The sequence below is a fragment of the Mangrovibacter phragmitis genome, assembly GCF_001655675.1.
Lineage (GTDB): Bacteria > Pseudomonadota > Gammaproteobacteria > Enterobacterales > Enterobacteriaceae > Mangrovibacter > Mangrovibacter phragmitis.
This window is the reverse complement of record NZ_LYRP01000011.1, coordinates 1-13,792: the sequence shown is the minus strand read 5'-3', so window position 1 is coordinate 13,792 and position 13,792 is coordinate 1. Positions and strand designations below refer to the sequence as shown.

Below are 13,792 nucleotides of genomic sequence, written 5' to 3'. Positions count from 1 at the left end.
TTACTTGGAGTAAAGCTCGACGATCAGGTGTTCGTTAATGTCCGCAGACAGATCAGAACGCTCAGGCTTACGCTTGAACACACCTTCCATCTTGCCAGCATCAACTTCCAGCCAGGTTGGCTTTTCACGCTGCTCAGCCAGCTCCAGAGCGGCTTTCACGCGAGACTGCTTTTTCGCTTTCTCACGAACGCTAACAACATCGTTCGGACTCACCTGATAAGAAGCGATATTAACAACACGACCGTTAACCATGATAGCTTTATGGCTTACCAGCTGGCGTGCTTCCGCACGAGTTGCGCCAAAGCCCATACGGTAGACAACGTTGTCAAGACGACCTTCCAGCAGAGCCAACAGGTTTTCACCGGTGTTGCCTTTCAGACGTGCTGCTTCTTTGTAATAGTTACGGAATTGACGTTCCAGAACACCATAGATACGGCGAACTTTTTGTTTTTCACGCAACTGCACACCATAGTCAGACAGACGCGGTTTACGCGCACCATGCTGACCAGGAGCTTGTTCAATTTTACACTTGGTATCGATCGCGCGAACACCAGACTTAAGGAACAGGTCTGTGCCCTCACGACGGCTCAGCTTGAGCTTAGGACCCAAATATCTTGCCATTTTCTTTCTCCAACATTCCTAAAAACGGTGCGTTATACGCGACGTTTTTTCGGCGGACGACAACCGTTGTGAGGGATCGGAGTCACATCAGTAATATTAGTGATGCGGAAACCAGCGGCGTTCAGAGCACGAATAGTAGATTCGCGACCCGGACCCGGTCCCTTAACCATAACTTCCAGATTCTTAATTCCGTACTCTTTCACTGCATCAGCGCAACGTTCAGCTGCAACCTGAGCGGCGAAAGGAGTGGATTTACGAGAACCACGGAAACCGGAACCACCGGCAGTTGCCCAACCCAGCGCGTTACCCTGACGATCAGTGATAGTAACGATGGTGTTGTTGAAAGAAGCATGGATATGAGCCACGCCATCAGAGACTTGTTTTCTTACACGTTTACGTGCACGAATTGGTGCCTTTGCCATTATTCAATCACCCCGATTATTTCTTGATCGGTTTGCGCGGACCCTTACGGGTACGGGCGTTGGTCTTGGTACGCTGACCGCGAACCGGCAGACCACGACGATGACGCAGACCGCGATAGCAACCAAGGTCCATAAGACGCTTGATGCTCATGCTGATTTCGCGGCGCAGATCACCTTCAACGACAAATTTGGCAACTTCGTCACGCAACGTGTCGATTTGTTCTTCAGACAGCTCACTGATCTTAACATCTTCAGCGATACCCGCCGCAGCACAGATGGCTTTGGAACGAGTCTTGCCGACACCATAAATCGACGTTAATGCGATTACAGCGTGTTTTTGATCAGGAATGTTAATGCCTGCTATACGGGCCACTATGCACTCCTATAATTTCATGTGTACGTACCATACTGAAAAGCCCGTTTTCAGGATACTCAAATGAATACGCACAGACATACAAAAGATTGGCTGGCTAATCTAGCCAGCTCAACCCAACTTTGCAAGAAAAATATGCGAAAATAATCAGCCTTGACGCTGTTTATGTTTCGGCTCGGCACTGCAAATCACACGAATAACGCCTTCGCGCTTAACGATTTTGCAGTTACGGCATAATTTCTTGACGGAAGCACGAACTTTCATTTTTACTCTCCGTAACTTCTCAAGCGACCATTAACGGCCATAACCTTTCAGGTTCGCTTTTTTCAATGCAGACTCATACTGACTGGACATCATCAGAGTTTGCACTTGAGCCATAAAGTCCATGATGACAACAACGACAATTAACAGTGAAGTCCCACCAAAGTAGAACGGCACTTTCATCGCATCACGCATGAACTCCGGGATCAGGCAAATAAAAGTAATATACAACGCACCGACCAAAGTCAGGCGAGTCATTACTTTATCAATATACTTCGCCGTTTGTTCTCCCGGACGAATTCCTGGTACAAATGCACCGGACTTCTTCAGGTTATCTGCTGTTTCACGCGGGTTGAAAACCAACGCAGTATAAAAGAAACAGAAGAAGATGATTGCAGACGCATAGAGTAACACATAAAGCGGTTGCCCAGGCTGCAAGTACAGCGAAATTGTTGTCAGCCAGTTCCAACCAGTACCGCCCCCGAACCATGAAGTAATGGTTGCCGGGAACAGAATAATACTGGAAGCAAAGATAGCCGGGATTACACCAGCCATATTCACTTTCAGCGGTAAATGTGTGCTCTGTGCAGCATAGACACGTCGACCTTGTTGGCGTTTCGCGTAGTTTACCACAATTCTGCGTTGACCACGTTCAACAAACACAACAAAGAAGGTGACAGCAAATACTAATACTGCAACCAACAGCAACAGGAGGAAGTGCAGGTCGCCTTGCCGCGCTTGCTCGATGGTATGTGCAATAGCAGGCGGAAGGCCTGCAACAATACCAGCGAAGATTATGATTGAGATACCGTTACCAATACCTCGCTCAGTAATCTGTTCACCTAACCACATCAGGAACATTGTCCCGGTGACCAGGCTAACAACAGCAGTGAAATAGAATGCAATACCTGGATTAATAACCAGACCAGTCATTCCTGGCATATTCGGTAAACCGGTAGCAATACCGATTGACTGAAATATTGCCAACACCAAAGTACCGATACGGGTGTACTGGCTAATCTTACGACGTCCAGACTCCCCTTCCTTCTTCAATTCAGCCAACGCCGGATGAACGACTGTCAGCAACTGGATAATAATTGAAGCCGAAATATACGGCATAATACCCAGCGCGAAGATGGAAGCTCGGCTCAGAGCACCACCAGAGAACATGTTGAACATTTCAATGATGGTGCCCCGCTGTTGCTCGAGCAATTTGGCAAGAACAGTGGCATCAATACCAGGGATTGGAATAAAAGAGCCAATTCGGAAAACAATCAGCGCACCAATAACAAACAACAGTCTGCGTTTTAGCTCGCCAAGCCCACCTTTAGCACTTTGAAAATCTAATCCCGGTTGTTTTGCCATCTGCTACTTATTCCTCGATTTTACCGCCAGCAGCTTCGATAGCAGCTCGTGCGCCTTTAGTAACACGCAGACCGCGAACAGTTACCGGGCGAGTAACCTCACCAGACAGAATCACTTTCGCGAATTCAATCTGAATACCGATAATGTTTGCTGCTTTCAGCGTGTTCAGGTCAACTACGTCGCCTTCAACATTAGCCAGGTCAGACAGACGGATTTCCGCAGTGACCATTGCTTTGCGAGAGGTGAAACCGAATTTAGGCAGACGACGATACAACGGCATCTGACCACCTTCGAAACCACGACGTACACCACCACCAGAACGAGATTTCTGACCTTTGTGGCCGCGACCACCGGTTTTACCCAGACCAGAGCCGATACCACGACCCAGGCGTTTCGGCGCGTGCTTAGACCCTTCGGCTGGAGACAGAGTATTTAAACGCATCTCTTACTCCTCAACTTTAACCATGAAGGAAATCGCGTTGATCATACCACGGACCGCAGGCGTATCCTCACGCTCAACAGTGTGACCAATACGACGCAGACCCAGGCCAAGCAGCGTTGCCTTGTGTTTCGGCAGACGACCGATTGCACTGCGGGTTTGAGTGATTTTAATAGTCTTTGCCATGGTCAATTACCCCAGAATTTCTTCAACGGATTTACCACGCTTGGCAGCGACCATTTCTGGAGATTTCATATTTTCCAGGCCATCAATGGTAGCACGAACCACGTTAATCGGGTTGGTGGAACCATATGCTTTTGCCAGTACGTTATGAACCCCAGCGACTTCGAGAACAGCACGCATAGCACCACCTGCGATGATACCAGTACCTTCTGAAGCCGGCTGCATGAACACACGAGAACCTGTGTGCACACCTTTAACTGGGTGCTGCAGAGTACCGCTGTTCAGCGCGACGTTAATCATGTTGCGACGGGCTTTTTCCATCGCTTTCTGGATCGCTGCTGGAACTTCACGCGCTTTACCGTAACCAAAACCAACGCGACCATTGCCATCACCCACTACAGTCAGAGCGGTGAAGCTAAAAATACGGCCACCTTTTACAGTTTTAGATACGCGGTTTACCGCGATCAGCTTTTCCTGCAGTTCGCCAGCTTGTTTTTCGATGTGAGCCATCTTACACCTCTACCTTAGAACTGAAGGCCAGCTTCACGGGCAGCATCTGCCAGTGCCTGGACACGACCATGATATTGGAACCCGGAACGGTCAAAGGAAACATCTTTGATTCCTTTTTCCAGAGCGCGTTCTGCAACAGCTTTACCTACTGCAGCGGCGGCATCTTTGTTACCGGTGTACTTCAGTTGCTCAGCAATAGCTTTTTCTACAGTAGAAGCAGCTACCAGAACTTCAGAACCGTTCGGCGCGATTACCTGTGCGTAAATATGACGCGGGGTACGATGTACCACCAGGCGGGTCGCACCAAGCTCTTTGAGCTTGCGACGTGCGCGGGTCGCACGACGGATACGAGCAGATTTCTTATCCATAGTGTTACCTTACTTCTTCTTAGCCTCTTTGGTACGCACGACTTCGTCGGCGTAACGGACACCCTTGCCTTTATAAGGCTCAGGACGACGGTAGGCGCGCACATCAGCAGCGACCTGGCCAATCACTTGTTTATCAGCGCCTTTCAGCACGATTTCAGTTTGTGACGGACATTCTGCAATGACGCCAGCCGGCAGTTCATGGTCTACAGGGTGAGAAAAGCCTAAAGACAGGCTCAGAACATTCCCTTTAACCGCTGCACGGTAACCTACACCAACCAGCTGAAGCTTCTTAGTGAAGCCTTCGGTAACACCGATAACCATGGAGTTCAGCAGCGCACGAGCTGTACCCGACTGGGCCCAGCCATCTGCAAAACCTTCGCGAGGAGCGAAAGTCAGTGCATTGTCCGCATGTTTAACTTCAACAGCATCGTTGATAGAACGAGTCAGCTCGCCGTTTTTACCTTTGATCGTAATAACCTGACCGTTGATTTTTACATCAACGCCGGCAGGAATAACGACCGGTGCTTTAGCAACACGAGACATTTTTTCCTCCGATTAGGCTACGTAGCAGATAATTTCGCCACCAAGACCAGCCTGGCGCGCTGCACGATCAGTCATAACACCTTTAGAGGTAGAAACGACAGCAATACCCAGCCCAGCCATAACTTTCGGCAGCTCATCTTTTTTCTTATAGATGCGCAGACCTGGACGGCTGACTCGCTGAATGCTCTCTACCACAGCCTTGCCCTGGAAATATTTCAGAGAAACTTCCAGTTCAGGCTTGATGTCGCCTTCAATTTTATAATCTTCGATATAACCTTCTTCCTTAAGCACATGGGCAATTGCCACTTTCAGCTTGGAGGAAGGCATGGTGACCGCAACTTTGTTCGCGGCCTGACCGTTACGGATACGGGTCAGCATATCCGCGATCGGATCTTGCATGCTCATCTGTCTCTACTCCCGTGATTCAAATTGGTGACAATTACCAGCTAGCCTTTTTCAGACCCGGGATTTCACCGCGCATGGCGGCTTCACGGACCTTAATACGGCTCAACCCGAATTTCCGCAGGAAACCATGCGGACGACCAGTTTGACGGCAGCGGTTACGCTGACGAGACGGGCTGGAATCACGCGGCAGACTCTGCAGCTTGAGAACAGCATCCCAACGATCTTCGTCAGAAGCGTTCACATCAGAAATGATCGCTTTCAGTTCAGCGCGTTTAGCGAAGAATTTTTCAGCCAAAGCTACGCGTTTTACTTCGCGTGCTTTCATTGATTGCTTAGCCATGAAGTAACCCTACCTTACTTGCGGAACGGGAAGTCAAAGGCAGCCAGCAGAGCACGGCCTTCATCATCGGTTTTCGCAGTAGTGGTAATGGTAATATCCAAACCACGAACGCGATCGACTTTGTCATAGTCGATTTCCGGGAAGATGATCTGCTCACGGACACCCATGCTGTAGTTGCCACGACCATCGAAAGACTTAGCGGAAAGACCGCGGAAGTCACGAATACGTGGTACAGCAATAGTGATCAGGCGCTCAAAGAACTCCCACATGCGTTCGCCACGCAGAGTTACTTTACAGCCGATCGGATAGCCCTGACGGATTTTGAAGCCTGCAACTGATTTGCGTGCTTTGGTGATCAACGGTTTTTGACCGGAGATTGCTGCCAGGTCAGCTGCTGCATTATCCAGCAGTTTCTTGTCAGCGATTGCTTCACCAACACCCATGTTCAGGGTGATCTTCTCGACCCGAGGGACTTGCATGACAGAATTGTAGTTAAACTGAGTCATCAGTTTAGTAACTACTTCGTCTTTGTAGTAATCATGCAGTTTCGCCATCGTACTACTCCAAATTACTTGATAGTTTCGCCATTAGATTTAAAGAAACGGACTTTTTTGCCCTCTTCAAATCTAAAGCCTACACGGTCAGCCTTACCGGTTGCCGTATTGAAGATTGCAACGTTAGAAACCTGAATTGCAGCTTCTTTTTCAACGATGCCACCCGCCTGGTTCAGAGCCGGAACCGGCTTCTGATGTTTTTTCACCAGGTTGATACCTTCAACAATGACCTTACCAGAAGACAGGACACTCTTAACTTTACCACGCTTGCCTTTATCTTTGCCGGCCAGCACGATAACTTCGTCATCACGACGGATTTTCGCTGCCATGTTTGCTCCTTAGAGTACTTCTGGTGCCAGAGAGATGATTTTCATAAACTTCTCAGAACGAAGTTCACGAGTAACCGGCCCAAAAATACGCGTACCGATTGGCTGTTCGCTGTTGTTGTTCAGAAGAACACAAGCATTGCCATCGAAGCGAACGACAGAACCGTCAGGGCGACGAACACCCTTCCTGGTGCGCACCACTACCGCCTTCAGCACATCACCTTTTTTGACCTTACCACGCGGAATTGCTTCTTTGATGGTAATTTTGATGATGTCGCCTACGCCTGCGTAGCGACGGTGCGAGCCACCCAGAACCTTGATACACATTACGCGACGTGCGCCAGAGTTGTCGGCGACGTTCAGCATAGTCTGTTCTTGGATCATTTCAGTGCTCCGCTAATGTCAACTACTGAGACCTGATATCAGGTCGTTCATAAACGCCCCATAAACGAGGGCGCGGCATTATAACACCGCTTATCGGATATGGGTAGAAAAAATAAACGGCCCATTTCTGAGCCGTTTATCGATTTGAGAATGCGTACTCTATTACAGAACCGCTTTCTCTACAACGCGAACCAGAGTCCAGGATTTAGTCTTGGACAGCGGACGGCATTCGCGGATTTCAACCACGTCACCAATTCCACATTCGTTGTTCTCGTCATGTACGTGCAATTTAGTCGTACGCTTGATGAATTTACCGTAGATCGGGTGTTTCACAAAACGCTCGATAGCAACAACAATGGATTTTTCCATTTTATCGCTAACAACACGACCTTGCAGAGTACGGATTTTATCGGTCATTACGCACCCGCCTTCTCAGTCAGTAAAGTCTTAACGCGTGCGACATTTTGACGCACTTGCTTCAACAGGTGAGTCTGTTGCAGCTGGCCACTTGCAGCCTGCATACGCAGGTTAAACTGCTCACGCAGCAGGTTAAGCAGCTCGGTGTTCAGCTCTTCAACACTCTTTTCACGCAGCTCTTTTGCTTTCATTACATCACCGTCTTAGTTACAAAGGTGGTTTTGATCGGCAGTTTCGCTGCTGCCAGGCTGAATGCTTCACGGGCCAGCTCTTCCGGAACACCGTCCATTTCATACAGGACTTTACCCGGCTGGATCAAGGCAACCCAATACTCCACGTTACCTTTACCTTTACCCATACGAACTTCCAGCGGCTTCTCGGTGATCGGTTTGTCCGGGAATACACGGATCCAGATCTTACCCTGACGCTTAACTGCACGGGTCATTGCACGACGTGCTGCTTCTATCTGACGTGCAGTCAGACGACCACGGCCAACAGCTTTCAGACCGTAAGTGCCGAAGCTCACATCCGTACCTGCAGCCAGACCACGGTTACGGCCTTTATGCACTTTACGGAATTTTGTACGCTTTGGTTGTAACATCAGCGACGCTCCTTATTTACGGCCTTTACGCTGCTGCTTTTTAGGTTGAGCAGCCGGTTTTTCCGGTTGTTCAACAGCAGCCATACCACCCAGGATCTCACCTTTGAAGATCCACACTTTCACGCCAATAACACCATAAGTGGTGTGCGCTTCAGAGGTGTTGTAGTCAATGTCAGCACGCAGAGTGTGCAGCGGTACACGACCTTCACGATACCATTCGGTACGTGCGATCTCAGCGCCACCCAGACGGCCACTAACTTCAACTTTGATACCTTTAGCGCCCAGACGCATTGCGTTCTGTACAGCACGCTTCATAGCACGACGGAACATAACACGACGTTCCAGCTGAGAAGTGATGCTGTCAGCAACCAGTTTTGCGTCCAGTTCAGGCTTACGAACTTCTGCGATATTGATCTGAGCAGGAACGCCAGCAATGTCTGCTACGGCCTTGCGCAGTTTCTCAACGTCTTCACCTTTTTTACCGATAACGATACCCGGGCGAGCAGTGTGAATGGTTACACGAATGCTTTTAGCCGGACGTTCGATAACGATACGAGATACAGACGCCTTAGCCAGTTCTTTAGTCAGGAACTGACGTACTTTAAAGTCGCTGTCCAGGTTGTCAGCGAATTCTTTGGTGTTCGCGAACCAGGTAGAGTTCCATGGTTTGACAATACCCAGGCGAATACCATTAGGATGTACTTTCTGACCCATTGCTAGTCTCCAGAGTCTCAGCGATCGGACACAACCACAGTAATGTGGCTGGTGCGCTTCAGGATGCGATCTGCACGACCTTTTGCACGCGGCATAATGCGCTTCATGCTCGGGCCTTCATCTACGAAAATTTTCGTAACTTTCAGATCGTCAATATCAGCGCCATCGTTGTGTTCAGCGTTAGCAATGGCAGATTCCAGAACTTTCTTGACCAGTACAGCCGCTTTCTTATTGGTGTAGGTCAGAATATCCAGAGCCTGCGACACTTTCTTACCGCGAATCAGGTCAGCAACAAGGCGAACCTTCTGAGCAGAAGAACGAGCATGGCGATGTTTAGCGATAGTTTCCATCTCTTCCTCCTACCTTATTTCTTCTTCGCTTTTTTATCAGCAGCATGGCCGCGATAAGTACGAGTCGGTGCGAATTCACCCAGTTTGTGACCAACCATTTCGTCGGAAACAAAAACTGGAACGTGCTGACGACCATTATGGACAGCGATGGTCAAACCGATCATGTTTGGAAAGATCGTTGAACGACGGGACCAAGTGCGCAGGGGCTTCTTGTCACCGCTTTCCACCGCTTTCTCTACCTTCTTCAGCAAGTGCAGGTCAATAAAAGGACCTTTCTTGAGAGAACGTGGCATGGCTTATCCTCTAAAATTATTTGCTACGGCGACGTACGATGAATTTATCAGTACGCTTGTTGCTGCGGGTCTTTTTACCTTTGGTTTGAATGCCCCACGGGGAAACCGGGTGCTTACCAAAGTTACGACCTTCACCACCACCATGTGGGTGATCTACCGGGTTCATCGCGGTACCGCGAACGGTAGGACGAACACCACGCCAGCGAGCAGCACCAGCTTTACCCAGAACGCGCAGCATATGCTCAGCATTGCCAACTTCGCCCAGAGTAGCGCGGCACTCTGCTTCCACTTTACGCATTTCACCAGAACGCAGACGCAGGGTGACATAAGCACCATCACGAGCAACGATCTGAACGTAAGTACCAGCAGAACGAGCCAGCTGACCGCCTTTACCAGGTTTCATTTCTACGTTATGAACGGTAGAACCAACCGGGATATTGCGCATCGGCAGGGTGTTACCCGCTTTGATTGCAGCATCAACGCCAGATTGAATCTGGTCGCCAGCTTTCAGGCCTTTAGGGGCCAGGATGTAACGGCGTTCGCCATCTTTGTACAGAACCAGCGCGATATTCGCAGAACGGTTCGGATCGTACTCAAGACGTTCAACAACTGCCGGAATACCGTCTTTGTTGCGTTTGAAGTCAACAATACGATAAGCCTGCTTATGACCACCACCAATGTGACGCGTAGTGATGCGGCCATTGTTGTTACGGCCACCGGATTTGCTGTTTTTTTCCAGCAACGGAGCAAAAGGTTTGCCCTTGTGCAACTCTGGGTTAACCACTTTAACTACGTGGCGACGACCCGGAGATGTCGGTTTACACTTAACAATTGCCATTGTTCTTTACTCCTCCGACTTACTCAGCGCCGCCAATGAAGTCCAGATTCTGGCCTTCTTTCAGGGTGACGTAAGCTTTTTTCCAGTCGCTACGACGACCGATACGCTGTCCATGACGTTTTACTTTCCCTTTAACAACCAGGGTACGTACGTCATTGACTTCGACTTCAAACAGTTTCTGCACAGCAGCTTTGATTTCTGCTTTAGTCGCGTCTTTAGCAACTTTGAGAACGATGGTGTTGTTTTTTTCCATCGCAACAGACGCTTTTTCAGAAACGTGCGGTGCGTTCAGCACTTTCAGCAGACGTTCTTCACGAATCATGCCAGCATCTCCTCAACTTGCTTAACAGCATCAGCAGTCATTACGACTTTGTCGAAGGCGATCAGGCTAACCGGATCGATGCCATTAGCATCACGTACGTCAACCTTGTGCAGGTTACGTGCAGCCAGGAACAGATTTTCATCCAGTTCACCGGTGATGATCAGCACATCTTCCAGAGCCATATCTTTCAGTTTCTGAGCAAGCAGCTTAGTTTTCGGTGCTTCTACAGAGAACTTCTCGACAACGACCAGACGATCCTGACGTACCAGCTCGGACAGAATGCTTTTCAGCGCGCCGCGGTACATCTTTTTGTTAACTTTTTGACTGTGGTCCTGCGGACGAGCAGCAAAGGTCACACCACCGGAGCGCCAAATTGGGCTCTTGATGGAACCAGAACGTGCACGGCCAGTACCTTTCTGGCGCCACGGTTTTTTACCGGAGCCAGTTACTTCAGCACGAGTCTTCTGAGCACGAGTACCTTGACGGGCACCTGCTGCATAAGCAACAACAACCTGGTGTACCAGCGCTTCGTTAAAATCACGACCGAAGGTAGTTTCGGAAACAGTCAGCGCGCTCTGCGCGTCTTTCAGTACTAATTCCATTGCTATCCCCTTACGCCTTCACAGCTGGTTTAACGATCAGGTCGCTACCGGTTGCACCGGGAACCGCACCTTTAACCAGCAGCAGGTTGCGCTCAGCGTCAACACGTACTACGTCCAGGCTTTGAACAGTTACACGTTCATTACCCAGCTGACCTGCCATTTTCTTGCCTTTGAACACTTTGCCCGGAGTCTGGTTCTGACCAATAGAACCCGGAACACGGTGAGACAAGGAGTTACCGTGAGTAGCATCCTGAGTGCGGAAGTTCCAACGTTTAACAGTACCTGCGAAACCTTTACCTTTAGAGGTGCCAGTTACGTCTACTTTTTTAACGTCAGCGAAAACTTCAACACTGATGTTCTGACCGACAGCAAATTCTTCGCCTTCAGCCAGACGGAATTCCCACAGACCACGACCAGCTTCAACACCGGCTTTAGCAAAGTGACCCGCTTCAGGTTTGGTGACGCGGTTTGCTTTTTTAACACCAGTGGTAACCTGGATTGCGCGGTAACCATCGTTGTCCAGATCTTTAACCTGGGTAACGCGGTTAGCTTCAACTTCGATTACGGTTACTGGGATAGAAACGCCTTCTTCAGTGAAGATGCGAGTCATGCCCACTTTTTTACCGACTAAACCAATCATTGTTTCAACCTCTCAATCGTTCAATGACCTGATTAACCCAGGCTGATCTGCACGTCTACACCGGCAGCCAGATCCAGACGCATCAGAGCATCAACGGTTTTCTCGGTTGGCTCAACGATGTCAACCAGACGCTTGTGAGTGCGAATTTCGTACTGATCACGCGCGTCTTTGTTAACGTGCGGAGAGATCAGAACGGTAAAGCGCTCTTTGCGGGTCGGCAGCGGGATTGGACCACGAACTTGCGCACCAGTGCGCTTAGCAGTCTCAACGATTTCCGCGGTTGATTGATCGATCAGACGATGATCAAACGCTTTCAGGCGGATACGGATTCTTTGGTTCTGCATGAGACCAGAGCTCCAATTATTTATAGACGAAAATGACTACTACTCAGACCCATTACGATTGACGGGAGAGTGTAATCTTCTTTACATAGCTTCCCAATCGGAAGCATTGTTCAGGCAGCAAAGCTGCACAGGCTCTGTCGAGCCACTCGCTACTATTAGCGAGCCTGCGCATTATACGCAAATCTGCGCCTCAGGCAAGCTTTGTTTATAAATTAGTCATGGATATTGCACAAGTGGGGGTTTAATTGATAGTAAGCTGAAACAGGAAGATAGATAAAACGGAGACTCAGATATCGCCTCCGCTATAGTGGTGTCAGGCTTGTTCTTTAAGTTGGGACTGGAGATAATTTTGCAGGCCAATTTTACCGATCAAATCCAGCTCAGTTTCCAGCCAGTCAATATGGCTTTCCTCATCCGACAAAATTTCGATAAGCATATCCCTGCTGACATAGTCGTGAACCGAATCTGCATAAGCAATTGCTTCACGAAGATTCTTCGCCCCTTCCATTTCAAGATTGAGATCCGAACGAAGCATCTCTTCAACATCTTCCCCGATGTGAAGTTTGCCGAGGTCCTGCAGATTGGGGATTCCTTCAAGAAACAAAATACGCTCAATATACTTATCTGCATGCTTCATTTCATCAATAGACTCATGATACTCAATATCATTAAGCCTTGTCAGGCCCCAGTTTTTAAACATTCTGGCGTGTAAAAAGTACTGGTTTATTGCAACAAGCTCATTTCCCAATAGTTTATTGAGATGGGTTATTATCTTAGCATCACCTTTCATAGTCACTCTCTCCGCTTCCACTACTTAAAAGCGTAGATGGGTAGCAGAGTAAGTCAAAAAAAGCGCACTAATTATGCCGTTTCTTTAAACTCTGGTATCTGGATCAGTTCTTCCTGCATGATTTCCCTCGCGGCCCTGATGCACTTACCACACTGGTTACCGACAGGAACAAACTTGCGCAACTGCTGAAAAGATTGCGGATGAAACTGGCGTACCGCCTGGCGAATAGCTTTATCACTAACGCCGTTACACAGACAAATGTACATAACCACTCCAGTACAAATAACGATCAAATTCTAATTGAGAATGGTTATGATTACAATAGACGGTTCGTAAAAAGATCAGCACGATGCAGTTAAAGCATTCAAGCCCGGCTTTGAGAAATAACAGCGGAGTACAGATATCACAAGGCGAGGAGCAGACGTAAGAATTTGTGCAATAAAAAAGGGCGCCGAAGCGCCCTTTTTAGTTCGAAGACTAATTAGCCCAGAACTTTAGCAACAACGCCTGCACCAACGGTACGGCCGCCTTCACGGATTGCGAAGCGCAGACCTTCGTCCATTGCGATCGGGTGAATCAGGGTAACAACCATCTGAATGTTGTCGCCCGGCATTACCATTTCTACGCCTTCCGGCAGTTCGATGGAACCCGTTACGTCAGTAGTACGGAAGTAGAACTGAGGACGGTAGCCTTTGAAGAACGGAGTATGACGGCCGCCTTCATCTTTGCTCAGAACGTATACTTCAGATTCGAATTTGGTGTGCGGGTTGATTGAACCCGGTTTAGC

General features: G+C 48.8%; 29 protein-coding genes. All 29 read right to left on the bottom strand.

Translation table 11 applies throughout. From position 1 onward, the window contains the following. Complete coding sequence (gene rpsD / locus A9B99_RS10185) at positions 1–621, bottom strand: 30S ribosomal protein S4 (RefSeq protein ID WP_036112787.1); 621 nt, start codon at positions 619–621, stop codon at positions 1–3. Positions 622–653: 32 nt separating this feature from the next. Continuing rightward, complete coding sequence (rpsK, locus tag A9B99_RS10180) at positions 654–1,043, bottom strand: 30S ribosomal protein S11 (protein WP_001029684.1); 390 nt, start codon at positions 1,041–1,043, stop codon at positions 654–656. 16 nt (positions 1,044–1,059) lie between these two features. After that, positions 1,060–1,416 carry a 30S ribosomal protein S13 gene (gene rpsM, locus A9B99_RS10175; protein WP_036112799.1) on the bottom strand — a complete coding sequence of 119 codons (357 nt, stop codon included), beginning with the start codon at positions 1,414–1,416 and terminating at the stop codon, positions 1,060–1,062. A 147-nt stretch (positions 1,417–1,563) separates the two neighbouring features. Further along, complete coding sequence (gene rpmJ, locus A9B99_RS10170; protein WP_015960705.1) at positions 1,564–1,680, bottom strand: 50S ribosomal protein L36; 117 nt, start codon at positions 1,678–1,680, stop codon at positions 1,564–1,566. 30 nt (positions 1,681–1,710) lie between these two features. Beyond that, positions 1,711–3,042, bottom strand: a complete 1,332-nt coding sequence (secY, locus tag A9B99_RS10165; RefSeq protein ID WP_064597171.1) for a preprotein translocase subunit SecY — start codon at positions 3,040–3,042, stop codon at positions 1,711–1,713. 7 nt (positions 3,043–3,049) lie between these two features. Further along, positions 3,050–3,484, bottom strand: a complete 435-nt coding sequence (rplO, locus tag A9B99_RS10160; RefSeq protein ID WP_064597169.1) for a 50S ribosomal protein L15 — start codon at positions 3,482–3,484, stop codon at positions 3,050–3,052. 3 nt (positions 3,485–3,487) lie between these two features. Further along, the gene (gene rpmD, locus A9B99_RS10155) at positions 3,488–3,667 is read right to left on the bottom strand and encodes a 50S ribosomal protein L30 (RefSeq protein WP_036112814.1); all 180 of its coding nucleotides are present in this window, start codon (positions 3,665–3,667) and stop codon (positions 3,488–3,490) included. A gap of 6 nt (positions 3,668–3,673) precedes the next feature. Further along, a complete protein-coding gene (gene rpsE / locus A9B99_RS10150) occupies positions 3,674–4,174 on the bottom strand; it encodes a 30S ribosomal protein S5 (protein ID WP_017374144.1) in 501 nt (166 codons plus the stop codon). A gap of 14 nt (positions 4,175–4,188) precedes the next feature. Then, the gene (gene rplR, locus A9B99_RS10145) at positions 4,189–4,542 is read right to left on the bottom strand and encodes a 50S ribosomal protein L18 (RefSeq protein ID WP_000358956.1); all 354 of its coding nucleotides are present in this window, start codon (positions 4,540–4,542) and stop codon (positions 4,189–4,191) included. Between the two features lie 9 nt (positions 4,543–4,551). After that, complete coding sequence (gene rplF / locus A9B99_RS10140) at positions 4,552–5,085, bottom strand: 50S ribosomal protein L6 (protein ID WP_036112828.1); 534 nt, start codon at positions 5,083–5,085, stop codon at positions 4,552–4,554. 12 nt (positions 5,086–5,097) lie between these two features. After that, positions 5,098–5,490: a 30S ribosomal protein S8 gene (gene rpsH / locus A9B99_RS10135; RefSeq protein WP_036112832.1), complete on the bottom strand. Its 393-nt coding sequence runs from the start codon at positions 5,488–5,490 to the stop codon at positions 5,098–5,100. 34 nt (positions 5,491–5,524) lie between these two features. After that, a complete protein-coding gene (rpsN, locus tag A9B99_RS10130; protein WP_036112836.1) occupies positions 5,525–5,830 on the bottom strand; it encodes a 30S ribosomal protein S14 in 306 nt (101 codons plus the stop codon). A gap of 14 nt (positions 5,831–5,844) precedes the next feature. Next, on the bottom strand, positions 5,845–6,384 hold the full coding sequence (rplE, locus tag A9B99_RS10125) for a 50S ribosomal protein L5 (protein ID WP_036112840.1): 540 nt from the start codon (positions 6,382–6,384) through the stop codon (positions 5,845–5,847). Between the two features lie 14 nt (positions 6,385–6,398). After that, entirely contained in the window at positions 6,399–6,713 is a 315-nt protein-coding gene (rplX, locus tag A9B99_RS10120) for a 50S ribosomal protein L24 (protein WP_036112842.1), read from the bottom strand. Positions 6,714–6,722: 9 nt separating this feature from the next. After that, positions 6,723–7,094 carry a 50S ribosomal protein L14 gene (gene rplN, locus A9B99_RS10115; protein WP_035344535.1) on the bottom strand — a complete coding sequence of 124 codons (372 nt, stop codon included), beginning with the start codon at positions 7,092–7,094 and terminating at the stop codon, positions 6,723–6,725. A gap of 162 nt (positions 7,095–7,256) precedes the next feature. Further along, positions 7,257–7,511, bottom strand: coding sequence for a 30S ribosomal protein S17 (rpsQ, locus tag A9B99_RS10110; RefSeq protein ID WP_000130100.1), 255 nt, complete (start codon positions 7,509–7,511; stop codon positions 7,257–7,259). Then, the gene (gene rpmC, locus A9B99_RS10105; protein WP_064597167.1) at positions 7,511–7,702 is read right to left on the bottom strand and encodes a 50S ribosomal protein L29; all 192 of its coding nucleotides are present in this window, start codon (positions 7,700–7,702) and stop codon (positions 7,511–7,513) included. Before rpmC ends, rpsQ begins: the two co-directional genes overlap by 1 nt. After that, positions 7,702–8,112, bottom strand: coding sequence for a 50S ribosomal protein L16 (gene rplP, locus A9B99_RS10100; RefSeq protein ID WP_036112855.1), 411 nt, complete (start codon positions 8,110–8,112; stop codon positions 7,702–7,704). The genes rpmC and rplP overlap by 1 nt, the downstream gene beginning before the upstream one ends. A 12-nt stretch (positions 8,113–8,124) precedes the next feature. Further along, positions 8,125–8,826, bottom strand: a complete 702-nt coding sequence (gene rpsC, locus A9B99_RS10095) for a 30S ribosomal protein S3 (protein ID WP_036112857.1) — start codon at positions 8,824–8,826, stop codon at positions 8,125–8,127. Positions 8,827–8,843: 17 nt separating this feature from the next. Next, positions 8,844–9,176, bottom strand: a complete 333-nt coding sequence (rplV, locus tag A9B99_RS10090) for a 50S ribosomal protein L22 (protein WP_000447529.1) — start codon at positions 9,174–9,176, stop codon at positions 8,844–8,846. A 14-nt stretch (positions 9,177–9,190) separates the two neighbouring features. Then, positions 9,191–9,469: a 30S ribosomal protein S19 gene (rpsS, locus tag A9B99_RS10085; RefSeq protein ID WP_001138115.1), complete on the bottom strand. Its 279-nt coding sequence runs from the start codon at positions 9,467–9,469 to the stop codon at positions 9,191–9,193. Between the two features lie 16 nt (positions 9,470–9,485). Beyond that, the gene (rplB, locus tag A9B99_RS10080) at positions 9,486–10,307 is read right to left on the bottom strand and encodes a 50S ribosomal protein L2 (RefSeq protein WP_036112870.1); all 822 of its coding nucleotides are present in this window, start codon (positions 10,305–10,307) and stop codon (positions 9,486–9,488) included. A gap of 19 nt (positions 10,308–10,326) precedes the next feature. Then, positions 10,327–10,629: a 50S ribosomal protein L23 gene (rplW, locus tag A9B99_RS10075; protein ID WP_064597165.1), complete on the bottom strand. Its 303-nt coding sequence runs from the start codon at positions 10,627–10,629 to the stop codon at positions 10,327–10,329. Then, complete coding sequence (gene rplD / locus A9B99_RS10070) at positions 10,626–11,231, bottom strand: 50S ribosomal protein L4 (RefSeq protein WP_064597163.1); 606 nt, start codon at positions 11,229–11,231, stop codon at positions 10,626–10,628. Before rplD ends, rplW begins: the two co-directional genes overlap by 4 nt. Positions 11,232–11,241: 10 nt before the next feature. After that, positions 11,242–11,871 carry a 50S ribosomal protein L3 gene (rplC, locus tag A9B99_RS10065; RefSeq protein WP_051691463.1) on the bottom strand — a complete coding sequence of 210 codons (630 nt, stop codon included), beginning with the start codon at positions 11,869–11,871 and terminating at the stop codon, positions 11,242–11,244. A gap of 32 nt (positions 11,872–11,903) precedes the next feature. Continuing rightward, on the bottom strand, positions 11,904–12,215 hold the full coding sequence (gene rpsJ / locus A9B99_RS10060; RefSeq protein ID WP_001181005.1) for a 30S ribosomal protein S10: 312 nt from the start codon (positions 12,213–12,215) through the stop codon (positions 11,904–11,906). 313 nt (positions 12,216–12,528) lie between these two features. Then, positions 12,529–13,005: a bacterioferritin gene (gene bfr, locus A9B99_RS10055; protein ID WP_064597162.1), complete on the bottom strand. Its 477-nt coding sequence runs from the start codon at positions 13,003–13,005 to the stop codon at positions 12,529–12,531. Between the two features lie 71 nt (positions 13,006–13,076). Continuing rightward, on the bottom strand, positions 13,077–13,271 hold the full coding sequence (gene bfd / locus A9B99_RS10050; RefSeq protein ID WP_064597161.1) for a bacterioferritin-associated ferredoxin: 195 nt from the start codon (positions 13,269–13,271) through the stop codon (positions 13,077–13,079). Positions 13,272–13,486: 215 nt separating this feature from the next. Beyond that, positions 13,487–13,792: EF-Tu C-terminal domain-related protein (locus tag A9B99_RS10045; protein WP_074388789.1), on the bottom strand; the 306-nt coding region annotated here is incomplete at its 5' end.

Excerpts from the sequence above, each read along its gene's own strand:
- rpsS (WP_001138115.1), bottom strand. The coding sequence starts at position 9,469 with ATGCCACGTTCTCTCAAGAAAGGTCCTTTTATTGACCTGCACTTGCTG.
- rpsN (WP_036112836.1), bottom strand. The coding sequence starts at position 5,830 with ATGGCTAAGCAATCAATGAAAGCACGCGAAGTAAAACGCGTAGCTTTG.
- rpsD (WP_036112787.1), bottom strand. The coding sequence starts at position 621 with ATGGCAAGATATTTGGGTCCTAAGCTCAAGCTGAGCCGTCGTGAGGGC.
- rpsE (WP_017374144.1), bottom strand. The coding sequence starts at position 4,174 with ATGGCTCACATCGAAAAACAAGCTGGCGAACTGCAGGAAAAGCTGATC.
- rplW (WP_064597165.1), bottom strand. The coding sequence starts at position 10,629 with ATGATTCGTGAAGAACGTCTGCTGAAAGTGCTGAACGCACCGCACGTT.
- bfr (WP_064597162.1), bottom strand. The coding sequence starts at position 13,005 with ATGAAAGGTGATGCTAAGATAATAACCCATCTCAATAAACTATTGGGA.
- rpmJ (WP_015960705.1), bottom strand. The coding sequence starts at position 1,680 with ATGAAAGTTCGTGCTTCCGTCAAGAAATTATGCCGTAACTGCAAAATC.
- rpsJ (WP_001181005.1), bottom strand. The coding sequence starts at position 12,215 with ATGCAGAACCAAAGAATCCGTATCCGCCTGAAAGCGTTTGATCATCGT.
- rpsH (WP_036112832.1), bottom strand. The coding sequence starts at position 5,490 with ATGAGCATGCAAGATCCGATCGCGGATATGCTGACCCGTATCCGTAAC.
- rplF (WP_036112828.1), bottom strand. The coding sequence starts at position 5,085 with ATGTCTCGTGTTGCTAAAGCACCGGTCGTTATTCCTGCCGGCGTTGAT.
- rpsQ (WP_000130100.1), bottom strand. The coding sequence starts at position 7,511 with ATGACCGATAAAATCCGTACTCTGCAAGGTCGTGTTGTTAGCGATAAA.
- secY (WP_064597171.1), bottom strand. The coding sequence starts at position 3,042 with ATGGCAAAACAACCGGGATTAGATTTTCAAAGTGCTAAAGGTGGGCTT.
- rplC (WP_051691463.1), bottom strand. The coding sequence starts at position 11,871 with ATGATTGGTTTAGTCGGTAAAAAAGTGGGCATGACTCGCATCTTCACT.
- rpsC (WP_036112857.1), bottom strand. The coding sequence starts at position 8,826 with ATGGGTCAGAAAGTACATCCTAATGGTATTCGCCTGGGTATTGTCAAA.
- rplP (WP_036112855.1), bottom strand. The coding sequence starts at position 8,112 with ATGTTACAACCAAAGCGTACAAAATTCCGTAAAGTGCATAAAGGCCGT.
- rplN (WP_035344535.1), bottom strand. The coding sequence starts at position 7,094 with ATGATCCAAGAACAGACTATGCTGAACGTCGCCGACAACTCTGGCGCA.
- rplE (WP_036112840.1), bottom strand. The coding sequence starts at position 6,384 with ATGGCGAAACTGCATGATTACTACAAAGACGAAGTAGTTACTAAACTG.
- rplR (WP_000358956.1), bottom strand. The coding sequence starts at position 4,542 with ATGGATAAGAAATCTGCTCGTATCCGTCGTGCGACCCGCGCACGTCGC.
- rplD (WP_064597163.1), bottom strand. The coding sequence starts at position 11,231 with ATGGAATTAGTACTGAAAGACGCGCAGAGCGCGCTGACTGTTTCCGAA.
- rplX (WP_036112842.1), bottom strand. The coding sequence starts at position 6,713 with ATGGCAGCGAAAATCCGTCGTGATGACGAAGTTATCGTGCTGGCCGGC.
- rplV (WP_000447529.1), bottom strand. The coding sequence starts at position 9,176 with ATGGAAACTATCGCTAAACATCGCCATGCTCGTTCTTCTGCTCAGAAG.
- bfd (WP_064597161.1), bottom strand. The coding sequence starts at position 13,271 with ATGTACATTTGTCTGTGTAACGGCGTTAGTGATAAAGCTATTCGCCAG.
- rpmC (WP_064597167.1), bottom strand. The coding sequence starts at position 7,702 with ATGAAAGCAAAAGAGCTGCGTGAAAAGAGTGTTGAAGAGCTGAACACC.
- rplB (WP_036112870.1), bottom strand. The coding sequence starts at position 10,307 with ATGGCAATTGTTAAGTGTAAACCGACATCTCCGGGTCGTCGCCACGTA.
- rplO (WP_064597169.1), bottom strand. The coding sequence starts at position 3,484 with ATGCGTTTAAATACTCTGTCTCCAGCCGAAGGGTCTAAGCACGCGCCG.
- rpmD (WP_036112814.1), bottom strand. The coding sequence starts at position 3,667 with ATGGCAAAGACTATTAAAATCACTCAAACCCGCAGTGCAATCGGTCGT.
- rpsK (WP_001029684.1), bottom strand. The coding sequence starts at position 1,043 with ATGGCAAAGGCACCAATTCGTGCACGTAAACGTGTAAGAAAACAAGTC.